26 protein-coding genes and 1 pseudogene are annotated in these 18588 nt (G+C 34.4%); 6 read left to right on the top strand and 21 right to left on the bottom strand.

What is annotated here, in order from left to right:
* Positions 1 to 86 precede the first annotated feature (86 nt).
* Together MKY49_RS23030 and MKY49_RS12470 are read right to left on the bottom strand one after the other, a co-directional pair.
* Entirely contained in the window at positions 87 to 164 is a 78-nt protein-coding gene (locus MKY49_RS23030; protein WP_396631756.1) for a DUF1064 domain-containing protein, read from the bottom strand.
* 40 nt (positions 165 to 204) lie between these two features.
* Positions 205 to 405: a DUF1064 domain-containing protein gene (locus MKY49_RS12470; protein WP_312506715.1), complete on the bottom strand. Its 201-nt coding sequence runs from the start codon at positions 403 to 405 to the stop codon at positions 205 to 207.
* On the opposite strand from MKY49_RS12470, the gene MKY49_RS23035 reads away from it, so the two are divergent.
* Both MKY49_RS23035 and MKY49_RS23040 read left to right on the top strand, forming a co-directional pair.
* A complete protein-coding gene (locus MKY49_RS23035) occupies positions 367 to 549 on the top strand; it encodes a tyrosine-type recombinase/integrase (RefSeq protein ID WP_396631755.1) in 183 nt (60 codons plus the stop codon). The genes MKY49_RS12470 and MKY49_RS23035 overlap by 39 nt on opposite strands.
* The gene (locus MKY49_RS23040; RefSeq protein ID WP_445928416.1) at positions 549 to 821 is read left to right on the top strand and encodes a tyrosine-type recombinase/integrase; all 273 of its coding nucleotides are present in this window, start codon (positions 549 to 551) and stop codon (positions 819 to 821) included. The genes MKY49_RS23035 and MKY49_RS23040 overlap by 1 nt, the downstream gene beginning before the upstream one ends.
* An 87-nt stretch (positions 822 to 908) precedes the next feature.
* On the opposite strand, the gene MKY49_RS12475 is transcribed toward MKY49_RS23040, so the two are convergent.
* From MKY49_RS12475 to MKY49_RS12500, 6 genes are all read right to left on the bottom strand, one after another.
* On the bottom strand, positions 909 to 2114 hold the full coding sequence (locus tag MKY49_RS12475; protein ID WP_341386932.1) for an EAL domain-containing protein: 1206 nt from the start codon (positions 2112 to 2114) through the stop codon (positions 909 to 911).
* A gap of 522 nt (positions 2115 to 2636) precedes the next feature.
* On the bottom strand, positions 2637 to 3740 hold the full coding sequence (locus MKY49_RS12480; RefSeq protein WP_274793271.1) for a hypothetical protein: 1104 nt from the start codon (positions 3738 to 3740) through the stop codon (positions 2637 to 2639).
* 14 nt (positions 3741 to 3754) lie between these two features.
* Positions 3755 to 5086, bottom strand: a complete 1332-nt coding sequence (locus MKY49_RS12485) for an SPFH domain-containing protein (RefSeq protein WP_341386393.1) — start codon at positions 5084 to 5086, stop codon at positions 3755 to 3757.
* 164 nt (positions 5087 to 5250) lie between these two features.
* Positions 5251 to 5625: a DUF423 domain-containing protein gene (locus MKY49_RS12490; RefSeq protein ID WP_341386394.1), complete on the bottom strand. Its 375-nt coding sequence runs from the start codon at positions 5623 to 5625 to the stop codon at positions 5251 to 5253.
* Positions 5626 to 5636: 11 nt separating this feature from the next.
* Complete coding sequence (locus MKY49_RS12495; RefSeq protein WP_004225136.1) at positions 5637 to 6062, bottom strand: acyl-CoA thioesterase; 426 nt, start codon at positions 6060 to 6062, stop codon at positions 5637 to 5639.
* Positions 6063 to 6360: 298 nt separating this feature from the next.
* Complete coding sequence (locus tag MKY49_RS12500) at positions 6361 to 7257, bottom strand: ATP-dependent DNA ligase (protein ID WP_341386395.1); 897 nt, start codon at positions 7255 to 7257, stop codon at positions 6361 to 6363.
* Between the two features lie 364 nt (positions 7258 to 7621).
* Between MKY49_RS12500 and MKY49_RS12505 the strand changes: the two genes are divergently transcribed.
* On the top strand, positions 7622 to 8239 hold the full coding sequence (locus MKY49_RS12505; protein ID WP_341386396.1) for an NUDIX hydrolase: 618 nt from the start codon (positions 7622 to 7624) through the stop codon (positions 8237 to 8239).
* 201 nt (positions 8240 to 8440) lie between these two features.
* Here the strand turns inward: MKY49_RS12505 and MKY49_RS12510 are convergent, their stop codons facing one another.
* The 3 genes from MKY49_RS12510 to MKY49_RS12520 are packed head-to-tail and all read right to left on the bottom strand — an operon-like array spanning position 8441 to position 9429.
* The gene (locus MKY49_RS12510) at positions 8441 to 8806 is read right to left on the bottom strand and encodes an aconitate hydratase (RefSeq protein WP_341386397.1); all 366 of its coding nucleotides are present in this window, start codon (positions 8804 to 8806) and stop codon (positions 8441 to 8443) included.
* Positions 8807 to 8819: 13 nt separating this feature from the next.
* Positions 8820 to 9137, bottom strand: a complete 318-nt coding sequence (locus tag MKY49_RS12515) for a YolD-like family protein (RefSeq protein WP_341386933.1) — start codon at positions 9135 to 9137, stop codon at positions 8820 to 8822.
* A gap of 16 nt (positions 9138 to 9153) precedes the next feature.
* On the bottom strand, positions 9154 to 9429 hold the full coding sequence (locus MKY49_RS12520; RefSeq protein ID WP_341386398.1) for a YolD-like family protein: 276 nt from the start codon (positions 9427 to 9429) through the stop codon (positions 9154 to 9156).
* 256 nt (positions 9430 to 9685) lie between these two features.
* Here MKY49_RS12520 and MKY49_RS12525 point away from each other — a divergent pair, with 256 nt between their 5' ends.
* On the top strand, positions 9686 to 10420 hold the full coding sequence (locus tag MKY49_RS12525; protein ID WP_322606533.1) for a YpjP family protein: 735 nt from the start codon (positions 9686 to 9688) through the stop codon (positions 10418 to 10420).
* Positions 10417 to 10953, top strand: coding sequence for a hypothetical protein (locus MKY49_RS12530; RefSeq protein WP_341386399.1), 537 nt, complete (start codon positions 10417 to 10419; stop codon positions 10951 to 10953). Before MKY49_RS12525 ends, MKY49_RS12530 begins: the two co-directional genes overlap by 4 nt.
* A gap of 100 nt (positions 10954 to 11053) precedes the next feature.
* Here the strand turns inward: MKY49_RS12530 and MKY49_RS12535 are convergent, their stop codons facing one another.
* Positions 11054 to 11770, bottom strand: a complete 717-nt coding sequence (locus MKY49_RS12535) for a peptidoglycan recognition protein family protein (protein WP_341386400.1) — start codon at positions 11768 to 11770, stop codon at positions 11054 to 11056.
* A gap of 37 nt (positions 11771 to 11807) precedes the next feature.
* Between MKY49_RS12535 and MKY49_RS12540 the strand changes: the two are divergent.
* Positions 11808 to 12050: pseudogene (locus MKY49_RS12540) on the top strand (helix-turn-helix domain-containing protein); the annotation flags it as partial.
* 2 nt (positions 12051 to 12052) lie between these two features.
* On the opposite strand, the gene MKY49_RS12545 reads toward MKY49_RS12540, so the two are convergent.
* The 9 genes from MKY49_RS12545 to MKY49_RS12585 all read right to left on the bottom strand — a co-directional run bounded on the left by MKY49_RS12545 (position 12053) and on the right by MKY49_RS12585 (position 18486).
* Positions 12053 to 12367, bottom strand: coding sequence for a hypothetical protein (locus MKY49_RS12545; RefSeq protein WP_341386401.1), 315 nt, complete (start codon positions 12365 to 12367; stop codon positions 12053 to 12055).
* A gap of 441 nt (positions 12368 to 12808) precedes the next feature.
* Positions 12809 to 13369 carry a hypothetical protein gene (locus tag MKY49_RS12550; RefSeq protein WP_274793299.1) on the bottom strand — a complete coding sequence of 187 codons (561 nt, stop codon included), beginning with the start codon at positions 13367 to 13369 and terminating at the stop codon, positions 12809 to 12811.
* Positions 13370 to 14318: 949 nt separating this feature from the next.
* Positions 14319 to 14480, bottom strand: coding sequence for a phage terminase small subunit-related protein (locus MKY49_RS12555; RefSeq protein ID WP_322606541.1), 162 nt, complete (start codon positions 14478 to 14480; stop codon positions 14319 to 14321).
* A 117-nt stretch (positions 14481 to 14597) separates the two neighbouring features.
* On the bottom strand, positions 14598 to 14987 hold the full coding sequence (locus tag MKY49_RS12560) for a helix-turn-helix domain-containing protein (protein WP_341386402.1): 390 nt from the start codon (positions 14985 to 14987) through the stop codon (positions 14598 to 14600).
* A gap of 652 nt (positions 14988 to 15639) precedes the next feature.
* Positions 15640 to 15879, bottom strand: a complete 240-nt coding sequence (locus MKY49_RS12565) for a DUF3953 domain-containing protein (RefSeq protein ID WP_274793303.1) — start codon at positions 15877 to 15879, stop codon at positions 15640 to 15642.
* Between the two features lie 284 nt (positions 15880 to 16163).
* Positions 16164 to 16967, bottom strand: a complete 804-nt coding sequence (locus MKY49_RS12570; RefSeq protein ID WP_341386403.1) for a nucleotidyltransferase — start codon at positions 16965 to 16967, stop codon at positions 16164 to 16166.
* Positions 16968 to 17156: 189 nt separating this feature from the next.
* Entirely contained in the window at positions 17157 to 17555 is a 399-nt protein-coding gene (locus tag MKY49_RS12575; RefSeq protein ID WP_341386404.1) for a YvaD family protein, read from the bottom strand.
* Positions 17552 to 17914, bottom strand: coding sequence for a DMT family transporter (locus MKY49_RS12580; protein ID WP_312506417.1), 363 nt, complete (start codon positions 17912 to 17914; stop codon positions 17552 to 17554). The genes MKY49_RS12575 and MKY49_RS12580 overlap by 4 nt, the downstream gene beginning before the upstream one ends.
* A gap of 14 nt (positions 17915 to 17928) precedes the next feature.
* Positions 17929 to 18486, bottom strand: a complete 558-nt coding sequence (locus MKY49_RS12585) for a TetR/AcrR family transcriptional regulator (RefSeq protein ID WP_274793308.1) — start codon at positions 18484 to 18486, stop codon at positions 17929 to 17931.
* Positions 18487 to 18588 lie beyond the last annotated feature (102 nt).

Consider the following 18588-nt stretch of genomic DNA (forward strand, 5'->3'; position numbering starts at 1 on the left):
TCAGGTCCTGCTTTCCTAGCCTTTTTAAGTTCATCATGTGTTATCCCCCAACCACCATCAATCATTGAATACGTCAGAAGCTTTAATTAGTGAGGAAAACGGTATTCGAACAACTTCTTCCTCAATTCGAATTGCTGTGTAACCATTCCCTTTATGTCACCCACTTCTGTATGACCATCAACATAATGAACTGTGAAATCAGCGTTATAACCAAATATCGCGATATTTCTTTCCGTTCTTTTCGAACTTCGGCAGTAACACAAACCTTGGCTGTAATTCAAAGGATGTCACAATACCTTGTGCTTGTAAGTGCTTCAAGTGAACATAATATTTTGCTTCTATCGCTGAATCGAATATAACTCCGTCGTGTATAACTTTCTTGTTCCCGTATTTTGCTTTACTCATGTTATTTTGCTTACACTAGCAACTACAGGGATGCGTAAAGGTGAATTGGCTGGCCTTACGTGGAAAGATATAGATTTTATGCAAAACATCATATCTATAACAAAAACACGTGATGAATATGGGGTCAGATCAATGATTATGTAATTATTACTGCCAATTTAGAACCAATTAGCAGTAATTATATATCTAAAATGTTTAACGCTTTAAAAAAGAAGCATAATTTTGAGCGTTTCTCGTCCCATATACTTCGCCATACATTTGTAAGTATTCTTATTGCAGAGGGAACCGCTGTAACTACAGTTGCAAAAATCATTGGGGATACTCCTGAAATGGTGATGAGGGTATATGCTCATTCCCTCGCTGATGAGGAATTAAAGGCAACTCAAGTACTTTCATCTTTGATTAAAATCGAATAAATCATTTAAACATCAAATTTGGTGTACAAAGTGGGGTACAATCATAAGTTATACCCCACAACCATTGATATATTAGGATTTGTAAGCTTATCTAAAAATACTGTGCTCATAAAGATAATCATAAGAAAGGTCAACAAACAAATATTCATGTTCGTTGATGGCGATTGAAAATGTTCTCGTAATTTCTCCTGTTTCAATATCACGATATAATTCTGAGATCTCTCCACTTTGATCATTGCGCATTTTAATGATCGTTTGTAGGAAGTACGGTCGCCAACTCCAATTTTTATTAATTGCTCGTGGCTGCAATTCCCAATTGCCGTCAATTCTCATAACGTTAGGCGTTAACTGGAATCCATCTTCATTACAAATATATAGCCTAAAGGAGTAGTTATCCAGTAGTTCAGCTAAATACTCTAAATGCGAGATATTGTCACTCGTTGGTTTGACACGGTGAACAATCGCCTCTAGTTCATCCCTTAATTTTTTAAGCTGCAAAAATTGCGCCTCTAGCATTTTCTTTTCAGACGTAATAAATTGCTGGCATTCTTTTTTAAAGCGTTCCTTTAACATGTCTTTATCGACAAAGGTCATTGAAGGATTTGCTAAATATGGCCCTTGATAGTAGCGACCTCCATTTTTCCAAGCAAATTGTAGCTGATACACTGTTTCAATATCTTCAAATAAAAGATTGGCCCCTATTTTATAAGCAAGGCTGCCAATGGCAGAAATCATGTCCGATTGTGCTGACCAGGAATCATAATTTAAATCACGTGTATTGACCTTTAAAATATGTGGCGCCAATAACGCAATGTGCTCTAAATGACTTTCCGCTCCTACTTCTTGCACAGCAATTTTCACGCCGAACGTCGTAAAATAACGAAGGGCATGGTGTAATTTGTTTATATCCCCCATAAAACGATGCTCTGATACAACAATAACGATTCGATGTAAATCTTCTTCTCCTATATATTGCTGGATTATATTAAAATGACTTTCACCAAAATCTTGCATCAATAAATTAGGATTACTTGGAATGTAAATATCAATATCTGATGCAATTTCATCAATTTTGGCTAAGGCTGCATGTAAAATTTTATGCTCCATATCAATTCGATATTCTTCTGGAATATCTTCATTATTAACGAAGTCCTTTAAATTAATTTGTTGCCCTTCAATTTGTAGATGTCCGGAAATTTCGTAGGCAATCACCGTATGCGCATCTGCGCTAAATATCGGCTGATAATACCCATGTATTTGATCTAAATTTGTTAACACTTCAATTGCGTCCATCATCGAAACCTCCATTATGAATAACTTTTTATAGTTATTCAAAAATAACATTACACATACCATTAATATCTAAAAAAATGCTCTCTGTCTGTATAATAAGTGGTTTAAAGTAAATTCGCAACTTCACCTATCATAATTTTTGGCCAATCTAACCTAAATTTTTTAGATTGGCTTAGTTGTAGCCATTGTTCGATTTTCACCATTTCTTATGACTTTTAGACATAGGAGGCTGTATTTTTACTCTATCATTTCTATGCTCTCACACAAACCTACATGTCATTGTTTCAAGGCTGCTCTCTCACTATAATTTATGCGACATACTAATAAAACGGCCATGACAATGCAGGGGAATAGCCCGTTCATTCCACATAATTCAGTCATACACCTAGTATTTTAAGTCAATTTTATGTTGATTTTGCGGCTGAGTCCCTACGTATTTAATGATCTTTGGCAAATGTCATCAATTTTGCAAAGATGGATCGATGAAAAAAGCAGCATTCCAAAAAGGAGTGCTGCTAGTCATTATTCCGACATAAAGAAATACCAAATCATTGCTATCACCATTAATGATATGATAACAGCTATCGTTACACGAAGTGGTGAAATAGGGGCATCTCCACCTACTCGCCCAGTTTGTCCATTGACCATAAAACGATAAACCTTTTCCTTATAACGAAAAGAAGACAGCCAAATCGGTAACATTAGATATTTGTATGTAATATCATCATGGTTGGTGGAAAAACGCAGATTTGATACAACATCCGCATTATTTTCCCAACGAATTTTGGAGGAAATTTGCGCGTGAAGATGATCATGAATTTCACTTTTAGCTTGATTCCACCCATCCTGCAAGCCAACACTATAACGCTCTGACAAAAATCCAGCTACATATTCTGGTTTATAAGCCTTATTATTTAAAAGATTAAATGGTTCAATTTTTCGCATCATATCACGATCGTAACGTGTTGTTGCACTTACTAAGTGGTCGTCGATAAATTCCTGATAAAAGCCACTTGTCGAATACCAATCTGTTTCAGTATGAGTTTTCCCATCTTTATCAGTAACTGTTCGATGTCGTCCATATCTTGCAGAATATCTAGAGCTTGTTTTGGAGTCGAATGTCCAATAAGGAAGATAAACCCCTTTAAAGGCATCAGGCTTTGCGCTAATTTTAGCAGCCTTCGGTGTAAACCATCTGCCTTTGATCCATTTTTGAAAATGTTCCCCTGCTTGCTTATCCGTTACTTCAAAAGCACATACACCATTTGGTGCTAACGTATTATCAGCAGTAGCCTCCATAACCTGATTGGAACCACAGTAAGGGCAACTGTCAGCAACCTGCAAGGCATCGTAAATCGTTTCGGCTGCACACGCTTTACAAATGACTGTTTTTTTCTCCACGCCCCAATTAAAATTCCCACGTTCCTCTGCTTTTAAGAAGTCCATTTCCTGGGCAACTTTTTCCTCTTCTTGCTCCGGCGTAGCAATTTCCGTTTCAAAGCCACAATAAGGACAAGTTAGCTTTCCTGTTGCAGGATTAAACTCGATCGATGCACTACAGGACGGACATTCAGCATCAAAGTCAAGCTTCACTTGTTTGGCATTTTCAACCTCTTGCATTGACATAGGCCATCATCTCCTTACTTGACATCATTCTCATCAAAAACATCTCCACATTCCGGACAGAACTTCGGTGGGTTTGAAGGATCTTCTGGTGTCCAACCACATTTATCACAAGCATAAAGTAAAGCGCCTGCTGGTTTTTTCATCCCACATTCACTACAGAATTTCCCTTTATTTACCGCTCCACACGTACATGTCCAACCCTCGTCAGCTGGTTTTGCTGCACCACATTCTGAACAGAACTTCCCTGTATTTTCATGACCGCATGCACATGTCCATGCACTAGGTGCTTTCGCTGTCTGTTCTTGCATAGCAGCTTGAGCCATTTGGGCTTGCTTATTTTGTTCATTCATTTGATAGAGTTGACTAGCATTAACGCCACCAGCCTGTGTAGCCATGTTCATGCCCATAAATCCTGCCATAGCTCCCCCATCATTGTTAGCAGCCGCAATCATCGCATCTGCCTGTGCCCCTGTTAAATGAGCAGCCGCCATTCCTGGATTTCGCATCACAGCATTACGCTGAAGTTGTTTAATCATTGCTTCATCTTCTTCAGAAGCTTTCAGTGTACTAATCCCAAATGACACAACAGCTAAGCCACGTGTGGCAAGCCATTTTTCAGATAACACTTTATTGAGTGCCTCTGCTAACGCAACAGTATGAGCCGGTATTTCACTATAACGAACACCACTTGCAGAGATTTGCGCAAAGGCTGGCTGTAATGCCGTCATTAATTCTGATTTTAACTGGCTATCAATCGTATCTCGTGTAAATTCACGTTCCACATTACCACAAACATTTGTATAGAATAATAATGGATCAATAATTTTATACGAATATTCCCCATGACAGCGAATTGCGATGTCAATATCTAAACCAATATTGCGATCAATCACACGGAAGGGAATCGGTGCAGGGGTTCCATATTTATTTCCAACAATTTCTTTCTTATTAAAATAATAAACTCGCTGATCTTTCGCAGGCTCTCCTCCAAATGTGAAACGCTTACCTATCTGCTTGAACGTTTCCATTATTCCCTGTGATAAGTCTGTGCCATACATAATCGAAGGTTCTGTTGATGTGTCATAGACATATTCCCCTGCTTCTGAAGAAAATTCTACAACTTTCCCCTGCTCTACAATCATCATACACTGCCCTTCATTGATAGCAATAATCGAACCATTGCTTATAATATTGTCATTCCCTTTATTTGATCCACGTTTCGAAGTACGCTTCATTCCTTTTGTTACAAGGATATCTGCGGATAATGCCTCACAATAAAAATATTCACGCCATTGATCCTCTAAAACACCTGTTAATGCGCCAACCCCAGCTTTTAATAAACCCATATTATTCCCACCTTCAACTTGATATTTAACTTATTTTATCATCTACAAACACTATGTAATACGCATTATCGGACAAATTGTTTCATTTATCGTATGAAAGAGTAAAAAAACGAGAAGCTCCTATGATATGAATCATAAAGAACTATCCCGTTTCATTACATCTTTTAAGCCAATGCTGCTACCGCAACAAGCACCCAAGCTACGATAAATAACATCCCACCAATAGGTGTAATCGCACCAAGTTTTTTCACACCTGTCACTGCTAGCACATATAAGCTACCAGAGAAGAAAATAATCCCTGTAAACATAAGATATCCAGCCAAAGAAAGCAGGCTAGTACTTCCTAAAAGAGACTCACTAGATAGAATCCCTAGCCCAATAATCCCTAAAGCATGGTACATATGATATTGCACAGCCGTTTCCCAAATGGCAGCATAATGAGGTGATGCAAATTTATCCTTCAGTGCATGTGCACCAAAAGCACCTAAAACAACACCTAGACACGCTAAAATCGCGCCTAACGCTAAAAACATTTCCATTCGTTGCTCTCCTATTTTGCCTCAACAGCAATTTCTTTATATTTGGCATCCCAAGCAGGATCAATTTTACTTAATGATACCGGACGCAATGTATCCTTATGCGCTAGAATATGTACGGATTGAGCAGTGGCTGCTACCGTGCCATCCTCATGTAAAATTTCATAGCCATAGGTTGTACGTAAACGGTCATGCTTTTCCACCCAAGTGCGCACAGTTGCCACCTGTCCATAATGCATCGCTGCCTTATATGAAATAGATAAATCCATTACTGGTGATACATAGCCATCTTTTTCTAAAGCGGCATACTCAAAGCCCGCATCACTTACAAGCTGTGTGCGTCCAATCTCCATCCAAATGATGTAGTTTGCATGGTACACCACACCCATTTGGTCGGTCTCTGCATACCTTATTTCAATCTGTTTCTCACTCACAAACATTTTCTTCACCTCGTCCTACATTATAGCGTAAAAATGTTGATTTGGTGGGGTTTTTGCTCTGAGGAAATTAGAACGGTGAAAAATAGAGCGTTGCTTTTCTTGGTATTTAAAATAAATATCGATTTTTCTAATATAAATTTTTATTCCATATAAACTCATATAAACACTTTTAAATGGGGTACTATCTGGGGTACTGTGGGGTACCACTTTTTGAATAATTAAATAAACGTGCACGAGCAGTTACAATACAGCACCTACAAAAATAACCAGGTACTCATTCGAGCGCCTGGTTATCAGTTTATTGCTTCTGGAACTTTATCAAAATCAAACCTTTAAACGATACGATTCTTAAGGACCCTGATGCAGTTTTCTCTAAATACTGAACTTTGCAGCACAGTCTAGGTTCCAACCACATCATATCTCGTTCTACTTTGGTAACGATTTGTTTAGCTATTTCTCTAAATGCAGTTTTTTCCCCTGGCTTGAATCCAAATTCTAAATTTGCGAGTGGTTTATACTTACCATTGCTTAACTGTTTACCAACCAGCATAGTAAATGGATTTTCTTTATAACCTAAGATTACTGCATCTGTGATTTTAAAGTGTTTATATTTTAACCAATCATACGATCTATGATTAGTTTTGTATGTTGAATTGCTTCGTTTTCCTACAATACCTTCCATGCCTTTGTCTTTTGTTAGCTGAAAGATATTATTGCCATTACCTGCTACAGAAGGTGTGATAAGCAGGCTATTAGAGGGTTCAATTATTGATGAAAGGATTTCTTTGCGTTCCACTAATGGCTTGTTTGTATATGTTTTATCCGTTGCCAGTACATCAAAAGCAACAAAAGTTACTGGATGGGTTAAAGTAGCCTGTTCAATCTTGCTTGTGTTTGTTAGTCGACCCCGAAAAGCGAAGTCATCAAACACAGATACACCATTCTTTAACACTACTCCCTCACAATCAATGATTGCTGTATGTGACTGAATTGAACGTCCAACTTCTTGAAGTTCCGGAAACTTAGCTGTCACATTGTTACCATGTCGAGTAAAAGCCTCAATCCGTTTGCCTTGCTTGTGTAAAAGGATGCGCCAGCCATCCCATTTTATATCGTAAATCCAATCAGGATTATCATTAATTTCTTCATTGTTACCCATGTGAAGTAACATTGGTTTAATTGGAGTAAATAACATTACCTATCCCTCCTTAACCTACATTATCTCATGTCAGTGAAAGCAAGAATACATGTAAATCAAGGTACTGATGGTAACCATTTAGATTCGTTCACTGAGAGATAATATCTTTATCTAAAATTTTTGCGATGACTTCTATACTACTACTCTTCCTTAGACTTTTTTAAATGGTGTTTATTCAACAAACGGGCCATATTGTTGAATAACACTAAATAAGAATACTTTAATTATTTAAGTTAATATTTAATTATATTTGTGAAGGATTCTACTTAAACTAACGAGCAGGTTAGTTAAGTTGGGAATGTTTAATTTTAAATAAAAACAAGGTAAAATTAGATAAAAATAAGTAGGCGGTGAATAATGAATGGAACCTAAATGGTTAGAATGGGCAAAACAACTTCAATCCATTGCACAGGCCGGACTAACCTATTCTAAAGATGTTTATGATGTAGAAAGATTTGAGTTGATTAGAAATATTAGTGTTCAAATTTTGGAAAATCATACAACTATAGACAATACAACTATAAAAGAACTATTTGCAAATGAAACTGGGTATGCAACGCCAAAAGTTGATATTAGAGCTGTTGTATTTAGAAATGATAAAATATTAATGGTGAGAGAAACAAAGGATAGGGAATGGTCGTTACCTGGAGGATGGGGTGATATAGGTTTATCACCAAGTGAAGTTGCAGTCAAGGAAGTAAAAGAAGAGTCAGGATTTGATGTAAAACCGATAAAATTATTAGCCTTATTCGACAAAAAATGCCATCCTCATCCACCTTCTCCATATCACGTCTATAAAATGTTTATCCAATGTGAAATCATTGGCGGTCAACCGAAAGAAAGTATTGAAACAGATGCCGTAGAATTTTTCGCCGAAAATGAATTACCACAATTATCGATGGCAAGAAATACAGAATCACAAATTCAACTTGCATTTAAACATTTGTATAATCAGCAAGAACCTGTATATTTTGATTGATAGTTAAGATTAATGGCTCCCAAGTTATTCAACTAACTGGTGTCTTAGTTTAATAACAATCTTCCACAATCGGGCGCGATTGTGGAATAAACCTAGATTTAAAGACTTTATTTTTTAGTGTAAAGAAATAACTTATTTCAAAAAACACAACTATATTTTAACCCCGTCCTTGCTTAGAACGGGGTTATGCTTGTTTGAAAATTAAATAGTATTTGTACTGTCACTTATCTCCTTTAAGTACTGAAAAATAAGATTTTCAACTTGGGTTTTTAGCGCTTGTTTTGCGTACCGTAGCACTACATCTTCTCCAGGATTTTTCACCACAACATCGCTAAAATATTGGTCTATATGAATCCACTTCACTACCTCTATTTTTTGTTTGGCTAGCATTCGCTTCTTGTTGTAATAATCAGGCCTAATAACTTTTAATAGAACATCAACTATTTCGATATAGACCTTGGACATCTTTAGATTCCCTAGTTTATCGTAGTCATTTTGTAAAGATTTTACTGCCATATCCAATAGGATATATTCATGTACATTTCTACGCTCATCAGGCTTAATCATCTGTATCTACCAATTATGCTTTTTGTATCTTCTCAAATTGAATACGTTTTATTGATAAATCAGCATCTAAAAGTAGTTCTTTCCTATACAAGTCTGTTCCTGTTATTTTTCCTATTTCATCATGTAGCTTGTTATGGTCCCATAGTGTTAATTTGATTAGTTTCCTCATTTTAAAAGCGCGTTGGGTTGTTTGCTCGATTTCTTCAAGTTCCCATTCAGCCAACTCTCGCTTTTTATCGTAAAATTGCTCTCTTTTCCACTCCTTTATCAACTTTAGATGCTCTGGTAGCATCATTGATGTCCATTTCATATTCCCACGATCATGTAGCATCACAAATCACTCTCCACTAATATTCAGTATCTGAAATACTTAAAATATCTAAGAAATGTACTTTATGAATGTTGTAGTACTTATCTTTAATATGGATTAGTTTTGTGTTTGCATCCATTTTGGTGACTGTACCTTCTAGAGCTTCGTCGCGTTTATAGATGCTAAAGACTTTGTTTTGTTTTTCTTCTATAACTTCAGTTAATGCATTTACTATTTCCTCTAAATCAAATTCATCTCTTTCTGGGTGTTTAGGCTCCTTTTTCTTTTTTATTGCTTTTGTTTTAGCTGCCATTTTAAGCTCTCCTTAAACAGAACATTTGTTTGTATAATTGTAGAACAGATGTTTGTATTTTGACAAGATTAAATTTATGGAAATAGAAAACCCCTGCTACCGAAAATTTAGGTAAGAAAATAATTAGCCACAAAGAATATTGTTAATATTAGGAATTTTTCTTCTTTAAGGAAATTATTGAAAAATATTATTTAAAATGAGATGATTTCCTTAATATTCCGGAATATTAATAAAATTGAAATACAAGGAGTCAAAAATGAAAAAAATATTTAACAAATTATCTATAATAATAATATTTACATTAATTCTTCAATTAACTTTACCTTTAACTAGCACTGCCAACACTCAAAATGGGTTAGATTTAATTAGACAAGAAACAAATTTAACAGAAGATGATATACAATTAAGTTTAGATATTATTTCTGAACATAGCAGTTTATTTCTTGAAAATGCTGATATTACTGTCCTTAATTCATATGGTCTTGAAGATCAAAATATTGCATTACTAAAATATTTTTATGATATTAATTATCCATCGGTAACTTTAAATGCCTTTGCTGTTTCACAGAATGTAACTAACAATGATAACATTCAACCCCGTTTAGCAAATGTATTAATCAGAGTATTGATTAAAGATGCACTTAAAAAGAAAATGGGTGATAAAATAAAAAAAGAGATTGGTGAGGAAGTAAAAGATAAAATTGAGGATAAATGGATAGCTGCAGCTGAAAAAGAAATTGATAAACATGGCTATTCTAAATTCGTAGGACCAGAAGGTTCTGGGGCAAATGGAATTAGACAAGGTGAACACATTTTTGAAATTTACGGAAAAAATGGTAATTCTATTATGAGAGGACATGTAGGCCTTGAACAAAATAAAACTGTAACTAACTGGCACTACCACCTTAAATATGATGGTTTTGAATATCATCATGGACAAACACTTTTAAGACATAATAGCTTACCTGCATGGGGGACTCCGATTAAGTGAATGAACATGAAGAAGTTTTTATATTAAGCTATGGGTGTGATTTGGATCATAGTAATATTGATTATTTAGTAAAAGAACGGCTGTTACCTTTTTCTCATTGGACTAATAAGAAACGACCTAAGGGAACAGATATTTGTGTTAGATATGAGGTATTTGATATTAACCCAAAGAAACACAAACAACTCTATTACGGCCACAAATTTTATATTAATAAAATAAGATTAGAGGCTTTCATGTATTCACTCTCTAAACTTAAAGGAAATCATGTTTATGTTCACCCTAAGGTTAGAGGGCATGTTAATGTTTATATTGATGACCTAGAGTATACAGGCCGAGTATACCAAACATTAGTGAATGACCAAAAATTAATTTTTATAGACGAGGAATCTGAAAATAATTTCACTTTAAGAGAAAAATTGCCCAAACTACAAAAAGATTTACACTATCTAAAGATGCAAAGTAATATAGCTTTCGAAGAGAGAGATCGGTTAGTTACTAATTGGATAAATCGCATAATTAACGAAATAATTTAAAAAAGCAATAAAATTGTTCAAAGTCTATACTTTAATAGTTTACTGTAAATTGGACACACTAAGCCCAGGCTCAATTTAATGAGTACCTGGGCTTTTGCCATTAATTGCTACGTTGAGCAATGATAATTTCCAATCCTTTAAAATCACCACCAGTTAATGTCCCAGCATCGAATTTATCTAACCATGACTTATCAATTAACTTTTTATCCACGGCTTGTTTAATGTAATCACGTACCGCACCTTTTGTTGTTGAGTTAGTGAATTTCATAATATCCTCATCCTTTTCTGTTGGTTTTCCTATTTCCATCGGCTTCATTGTTTCTTCAATTCGTTTCAAGAAACTATTCCAGCGATTTTCTGCCAATATACGGTGCGGACAATATTTACCGTTCCAATCTTGATGCTTCTTAACTCGCTCAATGCCCCAACCAAATTGCTTTAATAGCTTAGAAATGTATTGAACTGCGTTTTCCTCTGCCACTCCATAGCGAACACCACCACTTTTGCTGTAACAAATTTCTACACCTATAGAAGTACGGTTGCTTTTCTTTAGTGCGTTCGGATCTTTGTCACCTCCACCATCACCACAATGCCAGGCACTTCGGTAAAATGGTATTGCCTGTATTACTTCTTTATCATCCACAGCAACATGATAAGACACCTGATTGTTGTTGTTAATCATGTATTCAATTTCCTTTGCTTCAGTAGCATCATTGGCTGTGTTGTGCACAGTTATAAATTGAGGCACAATGGTGTATGTTGCCTTAATTGAATACTTGCTTGCTGGCAAGAAGGTTTGTTTAAATGTGTAAGCCATTACTGCTCACCTTCTTTTTTAGCTGCCTTTAACAAAAAATTATATGAACGAGACAGGTACATCTTCAGTTGATACAGCTGCTCTCTTTAATATTTCATCTTCTGGCTTAATTCGGGGTTGGAAATTAAAGTTTGAAGTTGGTGGTTATGATGCTCTTGTTTCCAAGAAAAAGGGGCGTCCATCCATGAAAACAGACACAAAAAGAACAACGAAATCAATACCAGCTGAAGGGTCTGTTGAGGCGTTAACAGCACGTATTAAACAATTAGAAATGGAGAATGCCTAAATTAAGTTACCGTTTAAAACGTTTAACTTTTGATTACCTTCTGGTTGGAATAAAATATGTGCATATCCATCATTTCCATCATAGTAAAATTTGTAACGTTGTATAGGATATGTATTACTTGTTTGACTATTTAATTTGTAACCGTTTTTTAATTCAGGTGCATTATCATAAATGCTACTAGTAGTAATAGCTTGTACTTGAGCTTCAGCAGCTTGAGTATTAGAATTTAACTCTTGTGCAGACGCATCACTAGAAACTCCAGTGAAAATACCGATTGCTACAGCAGGGACAATAAATAAACTCTTCTTCATTAAAATTCCTCCTTTGATATGAATAATAAAATGTAAATTTTTATATATAATTGTAAAATATGCATTAATAACTATCGAAGGATAATGATAATTACAATTTTAAACCATTTTTAGTATAAAAAATAAAATCCATTATAATATCATGATATAAAAACCTTCATCTTTGTTCTGATGAAGGTTTAATTTATCTATGTTTTATTGTCGAGAGCTCTTTTCCGACTCGTGGTAGAGCGACACCACGTTATTTTGTAACGAATTGTGTTCTAGTTTTAGAGTGCATTTCCGTGCACTTTGTGGATGTAGTAAGTTTGACTGAAATGATGGAAAGTGGACGAAGTTCACATATAAACCACTCCTTTCAAAATTCGAAACTGTAAAAACAAAATTAATCTATAAATACAAAAAGCCACACCTTATTAGATGTGACTCGCAATAAAACCATTATGCTAATCTTAAAATGACAATAGATGCACTGATAACTTGTGTGCCCAAAGTAATGCTATTTAATAAAGTAACTGGGTTGACATTAATATTTCTTAATGTAAGAACATCTGATGCATTTAAAGTTGTTATTACTTGACCATTTTTCGTTGAGTTACCAGTAGAGTCTCCATAATTGGAACCAGCTATTTGGTTGTCGCCATTGAAAAGAGCAAATGCATTAGGGCCACCTCCAACATTCAACTCATAGGTAATAAGGTAAGTACCCGTTTGATTTATTATGATAGGTGCTGTTCCTGGTACATGTGTTACAAACCCTGCAGGTGTAATATTGCCATTTGTATTAAAAGTAACTTGGCCATTACTCGGGATAGTTAGTTGTAAAGTTGTATCATAAATATAAGCAGACCCTGGAAGCCCCATACCTACAGGTTGTTGTGGTACCTGTACTCCTTGATGGATATTTTTGTCATTACACCTTTCTTCGCAATCATCATGAATTCTGCTAATTCTTTTATTAGTTGGTTCCTTTTCACTTCTATTGAAACTGTCGAAACCCATTTTATCATCCTCCTTGTTTTATTACATTATTCAATGAAGGGACAAATGAAATAGACAATTTTACTAAACTTATATGTATTAATTAGCTTTTATTAACTAAATAAAAGACCACTATATTAAGTGATCTTTTTAACAAGGGAATGATTTATTTTTATACATATTATTCTTAACAAAACACGTAAGTTGGGGCATTGCCTTATCTCTTTAAAAATATGTGCCGGCCACGTATGTCTCGCTCCGAACAAGTTTATTCAGCGCAGGTCAGTCGTCGGTCTGTCTTTCCCTAATATTTAGGTTTTGGTAAATACCAGGGGAGGAAACCTTTACCGCGCCGTCCTCCCTCACAGTATACAATTAAATTGGTAAATCTATGAAACAACAGACATTTCGGACATTCTTTTGGCATTTCGCTGATAATCCTACGTACATGTCGTTCCGTAATCCCCTCTAGTTCAGCAATATGTTTCGTTTTCATACCTGATAACTTCCAGTGTAAAATAGTAATTTCTCGCTCTCTCTTAAGATGGCTAGAACTTTTATCAATGAATGCTATCTTATTTTGGTACTCTCTCACTAGTCGTTCTGGTAATATGCTTTTGTTTCTGAATGCCTGTTTAGGTGTTGGATCACTAATACCTCCACCTCTTGGCATGCCGATATTATCATAATCGGTAACCATAATATCGTTTGCATACGGATTCTCTGCCTCATATCCTAATGCTCTTTTTTGGTAACGGGCCTTTGTTGTTTAATGCTACTCACCGTTAAAATGAGATTTATCAATAAGCTTTTTGTCTACTGCTTGTTTGAGGCAATCCTCGAACTGCAGCTTTAAATGTTTCATTAGTAAATCGCATTATATCATCATCCTTTTCTGATTTCGACTGGTGTGCCATGGCTCTTTCCGTTATTGTTGCCTACAGGAGCACCCCTACTTCGTTTAGTAACGTTACCTTTCATAAACATCCCATTTATCTTGGTTCTTCCACTTACGTATTTGCGAATCGAGTAATTCTAGTTGTTCTGCAATATCCTTTAGGAGCATTTGCCCTTTGCTTTCAAGCCACATTTGAAACGCTTTATAACATTTCGGATTTCTTGGTCTAGCCATATCTCATACACTCACTACCACCTCCATCATTTGTTTGTTATGTAATCACCCCATTATGCTAGTTGCTTAGAAATTAAAACAAATTTCTATACGACACATCGTTATGTCTAAAAAAATTTATCTTTTATTTTTCTCTAATAGCTGATTTATTTTGTTATCAGTATTTAGTAATACTTGTTTTATTTGTTTAATCTGATGTTCTTTTTGTAACATCTGCTCATACTTTTCCTGGAATAAAACTTTTATCTCAAGAAGATTTTGTATTTCTTTTTTTGTGAGTTTTTTATTTTTATCAGTATTTCCCGACCATTCAAAAAGGATTTTGATTTCTTGGAGTGAAAATCCAGTTTGTTTAAGTTTAAGGATTGTTTCAACTATATCAATGTCTTTCTTATTATATTGACGCTGCTTATTTTTAATTTCTGGATGCAATAAATCCATTTTTTCGTAATACCGGATAGTATCTTTACTAAGGCCTGTACATACTGCAAATTCGGAAATTTTCATTATTATCACCTTCTAGATTATATATTTATAAACCATTAAGGCCATTATACAATGGAATATAAAGCGAACGATATGATGGCTATACTTAATCCGTCCATTTGTTAATAGCCCTTCAGTAACTGTTAATATATGTAACAGAATAAATGCAAGTATCAACAGCATAAACATCCAGTTTTTGTTTGGTATAAATAATATTAAAAGAATACTAATTGATACGGTAATAAACAAAAACGTTTGTACTTGGAATCCGATTTCTTTCCATTTTTTTAGCCCTGCTATTCCTATTAAAACTGCGTATAAACCAATTAATATATTTGTGACAATTACCATTCCATCACTCCATTCTTTTTATTTCATTCATCTTAAAAGATGGAGTTGACTCCATGTCAATAGATAATAAACAATTTATTTTCACTCTCAAAAGTAAGTACCGTTGCCCTAGCAGTCAAAGGGGGAGGAAACTGCTTGATACACACTTTTCAGGGCAAAATAAAAACACCCAATTAGGGTGCGTTAATTTGACTTTCTTAAATTTTTCGATTAACCTTTTTTCGTGATTCTGTTCAATTGTTAGAGTAAGAGTATCTGCTAAATCAGCAAAGTTTGACTGAAATTATGGAAAGTGGGTGAAGTTCACAGGATAACCACTCCTTTATTTAAAGAAGATTTCAATTGAAACAAATACTGAAAATAAAAATACCCCAATATGGAACCAACCAGAAACTTTTCTCTCTCTTTGAAATTCTTTTATTCCAAGAACTAAAATCAATAATCCTAAGAAGAATAACACTAGGAAACTCAACTGATAATCACTTGTGATAATTGAGTAAGTTGAGAGTGATACTACTATGATTGAAAAAAGAATTTGTAATATTGTTAGCAAATTTATCATCACCTTTTAAATATTGTAGTTTGATTATACAATACAACAGATAACATGGATATAATTACCATATATTTATAACCATCCATCTTTGGTAAAAAATATGATTTTAAATTCAATTAGTTAGTGCTCGGAATTGTTCTTGAGTGGCCGAACTAATAGTTTAATCCCTTTTTACGCGTTCATCCACAAATTTGGTCCAAACCATGAATAAAGACGCTTTCCGTATTATTGAAAAGCGTCTGTTAGCCGAAAAATTATCTGCTTATAAACAGTGAATTTTCATACTTCTTTTATTCATTGAGATAGCTGTGTAGCTTACTAATTAGATCTTTGTCTACATCAACCTTATAGAGAGAACCTAGCATTTCATTCAAAGCTTCAACTATATTCAACGCGTTCTTATAAGCCAATTCTATCTCATTTTCTTTTAATTTTGAGGTTATGGATACATAATCTTTATACGACTCTGTACTTATATCTTCTTCTAAATTTTTTGTACTATTTAACCATCGTTCAACCGTATTTTCCTTTACCCTTATTAATTGTAGTATATACCTTTGCACAAGGGTTAAAGCCTCCAGAGAACGTGCTAACTCTCCTCTTCTCATAACATTTACACCCATCAACCAAGCATTCACGAAGTTATTAAAAGCGAAGTTAACATTCTCATCAGTCATTCGGTCTGGTCCAGCTCCACCTAAATCATCTAGTAAAGGCTTTAATTGCTCTGTAGAATCATAAATATACATAGACTCAGGATCGGGAAAAAGTCCTGTAGGCTTAAAACTTTTTATGATTTCTATTTTTGAGACAGGAAGAAAATGAAATTCTCCACGAATCATATTCGAAAAAATCACTACCTCTGTTCCAAACTCATTGTAAAAGATCAAGTGAATTGGATAAACTTCAGAAACCCAATGTCTAGAGCTAAATTTCTCCATCTTATCATCTTCAATGAATATATAAAACTCAACATCAGAATACTGATCTCCTTCACCTTTTGTAAAAGACCCATACATCATACATGCTGAAACAAATTCATCTGCAATACATTTATCTCTAACACTTTGAATAATTTTATTTTGAATTAACATATCTCCATCTCCTTATCTAATCATTTCTTATTCAGATAAGGATTTGTCAACTACTGGACAGCATGAGCAACACATGTATAATGCTCCTTCCATTTCTTAATCAGTATGAGTATAACATAATATATTATTGAGTTACGACTTCCACTTTAAACATTTTTTGTAAAATAAAACAGGAAACCGGATTTTTATTTAAGTCTCATACGATCTACACTCTCTCCAAATACCTTTAAAGAAAAAGCATGGATAAACTAATAAATATAAATTAGGAATCCACCAAGAAATATCGAAATCTAAACGGATTGTCCAAAATGCTAAAGCTTGTAACCCTGAACAAAAAGTTAAAATTAATGATAAAAAAGCAAATTGTTTCCAAATATGTTTTTGTTTCGAATATAAGTACAAGCTTAAAAATCCAGTCAACGAGATTAACAAATCTAAAGGTAGAAAAGACCAGTTCCATGCAACTAAAATAGGATTTTGATAATCTTTAAACAAATATTCTTGTGGAATCATATGAAAAATTGTTATGAACCAATATATAATAAACCCAATATCAGTAATAAGGAAAAAATATTTTAAACGTTTCAATTTACACGTTCCTCCACCATCTCTTTGTTTTTCTCTTCATGTGCCGAACTATTAAAATTTAAGATAACGACTCCAATTAAAATAAAAAGAATCGCTAGTATCTTAATTACATTGATACTTTCTCCAAAATAAAAGAAACCAATTATTGTAATCGTAACAATTCCCATACCTGACCAAACCGCATAGGCAACGGACATCTCCATCCCCTTTAATGCAAATGACAAAAATGAAAAACATACGATATAAAACACAAAAATAAGAATACTTGGGACGAGTTTCGTCAGTCCATCAGATAGCTTCATCGCAGTTGTACCGGCTACTTCAAATAAAATCGCTAAGCCTAAATAAATCCACTGCATTATTCTCCCTCCTTCTATTTGGAAATAGCAATTCCATACAGCAACATGTCCATAATAGATTCGAGCATACTCTTCAATGTATAATTACTCTTTTCAATAAACAAAGGATCATATATGCGATTGAGTGAACCTAAATATACTTCAATAAAAAACGGAATATTAATTTGTCTAATATTCCCTTCTCTCATTCCCTCTTCTATTAATCGGATTACAGTAGACCAACCTTCACGTAAAAACTGATCTAATTTCAACCATTGATTATAATGGTGTTTTTTTAGTTCTACTAATAAATGTGCATCTATGAATATAAATTGTTGTGGAATACAAATTAAGATGCGTCTTATTTTTTCAACTGTTTGTAACGTATCATCTTCAGCAATATGTTTTTCCTTTTCTTGAATACTTTCTATTACATTACGAATAACTTCATCTACTATCTCATCCTTTGAAGAGAAGTACTCATAGATTGTCCTCTTACTCACAGCTAATTGTTTTGCTAAGTCACTAATTGTAAATGTAAACCCCTTCGTTTGAATTTGGTGAATTGTTTCTGTTAAGATTCTCTGTTTCATAATCCGCCCCCTGAACTCTTGGTACTGATTTGGTTTTTATAGTACCATCATCATTTTACAATATTTAATATCATCTATACAACTAGCATTTTACTAAACCTT

This window comes from Lysinibacillus sp. FSL M8-0134 (assembly GCF_038069745.1).
In the GTDB taxonomy this organism is placed as follows: domain Bacteria; phylum Bacillota; class Bacilli; order Bacillales_A; family Planococcaceae; genus Lysinibacillus; species Lysinibacillus irui.

Excerpts from the sequence above, each read along its gene's own strand:
- MKY49_RS12475 (WP_341386932.1), bottom strand. The coding sequence starts at position 2,114 with ATGGACGCAATTGAAGTGTTAACAAATTTAGATCAAATACATGGGTAT.
- MKY49_RS12550 (WP_274793299.1), bottom strand. The coding sequence starts at position 13,369 with ATGGGTTTCGACAGTTTCAATAGAAGTGAAAAGGAACCAACTAATAAA.
- MKY49_RS12515 (WP_341386933.1), bottom strand. The coding sequence starts at position 9,137 with ATGCTACATGATCGTGGGAATATGAAATGGACATCAATGATGCTACCA.
- MKY49_RS12545 (WP_341386401.1), bottom strand. The coding sequence starts at position 12,367 with ATGAAGAAGAGTTTATTTATTGTCCCTGCTGTAGCAATCGGTATTTTC.
- MKY49_RS12520 (WP_341386398.1), bottom strand. The coding sequence starts at position 9,429 with ATGGCAGCTAAAACAAAAGCAATAAAAAAGAAAAAGGAGCCTAAACAC.
- MKY49_RS12525 (WP_322606533.1), top strand. The coding sequence starts at position 9,686 with ATGAAAAAAATATTTAACAAATTATCTATAATAATAATATTTACATTA.
- MKY49_RS12580 (WP_312506417.1), bottom strand. The coding sequence starts at position 17,914 with ATGCAGTGGATTTATTTAGGCTTAGCGATTTTATTTGAAGTAGCCGGT.
- MKY49_RS12505 (WP_341386396.1), top strand. The coding sequence starts at position 7,622 with ATGGAACCTAAATGGTTAGAATGGGCAAAACAACTTCAATCCATTGCA.
- MKY49_RS12480 (WP_274793271.1), bottom strand. The coding sequence starts at position 3,740 with ATGTCAATGCAAGAGGTTGAAAATGCCAAACAAGTGAAGCTTGACTTT.
- MKY49_RS12470 (WP_312506715.1), bottom strand. The coding sequence starts at position 405 with ATGAGTAAAGCAAAATACGGGAACAAGAAAGTTATACACGACGGAGTT.
- MKY49_RS12585 (WP_274793308.1), bottom strand. The coding sequence starts at position 18,486 with ATGAAACAGAGAATCTTAACAGAAACAATTCACCAAATTCAAACGAAG.
- MKY49_RS12560 (WP_341386402.1), bottom strand. The coding sequence starts at position 14,987 with ATGAAAATTTCCGAATTTGCAGTATGTACAGGCCTTAGTAAAGATACT.
- MKY49_RS12570 (WP_341386403.1), bottom strand. The coding sequence starts at position 16,967 with ATGTTAATTCAAAATAAAATTATTCAAAGTGTTAGAGATAAATGTATT.
- MKY49_RS12510 (WP_341386397.1), bottom strand. The coding sequence starts at position 8,806 with ATGATTAAGCCTGATGAGCGTAGAAATGTACATGAATATATCCTATTG.
- MKY49_RS12535 (WP_341386400.1), bottom strand. The coding sequence starts at position 11,770 with ATGGCTTACACATTTAAACAAACCTTCTTGCCAGCAAGCAAGTATTCA.
- MKY49_RS12500 (WP_341386395.1), bottom strand. The coding sequence starts at position 7,257 with ATGTTATTTACTCCAATTAAACCAATGTTACTTCACATGGGTAACAAT.
- MKY49_RS12490 (WP_341386394.1), bottom strand. The coding sequence starts at position 5,625 with ATGGAAATGTTTTTAGCGTTAGGCGCGATTTTAGCGTGTCTAGGTGTT.
- MKY49_RS12495 (WP_004225136.1), bottom strand. The coding sequence starts at position 6,062 with ATGTTTGTGAGTGAGAAACAGATTGAAATAAGGTATGCAGAGACCGAC.
- MKY49_RS12565 (WP_274793303.1), bottom strand. The coding sequence starts at position 15,879 with ATGATAAATTTGCTAACAATATTACAAATTCTTTTTTCAATCATAGTA.
- MKY49_RS12485 (WP_341386393.1), bottom strand. The coding sequence starts at position 5,086 with ATGGGTTTATTAAAAGCTGGGGTTGGCGCATTAACAGGTGTTTTAGAG.
- MKY49_RS12555 (WP_322606541.1), bottom strand. The coding sequence starts at position 14,480 with ATGGCTAGACCAAGAAATCCGAAATGTTATAAAGCGTTTCAAATGTGG.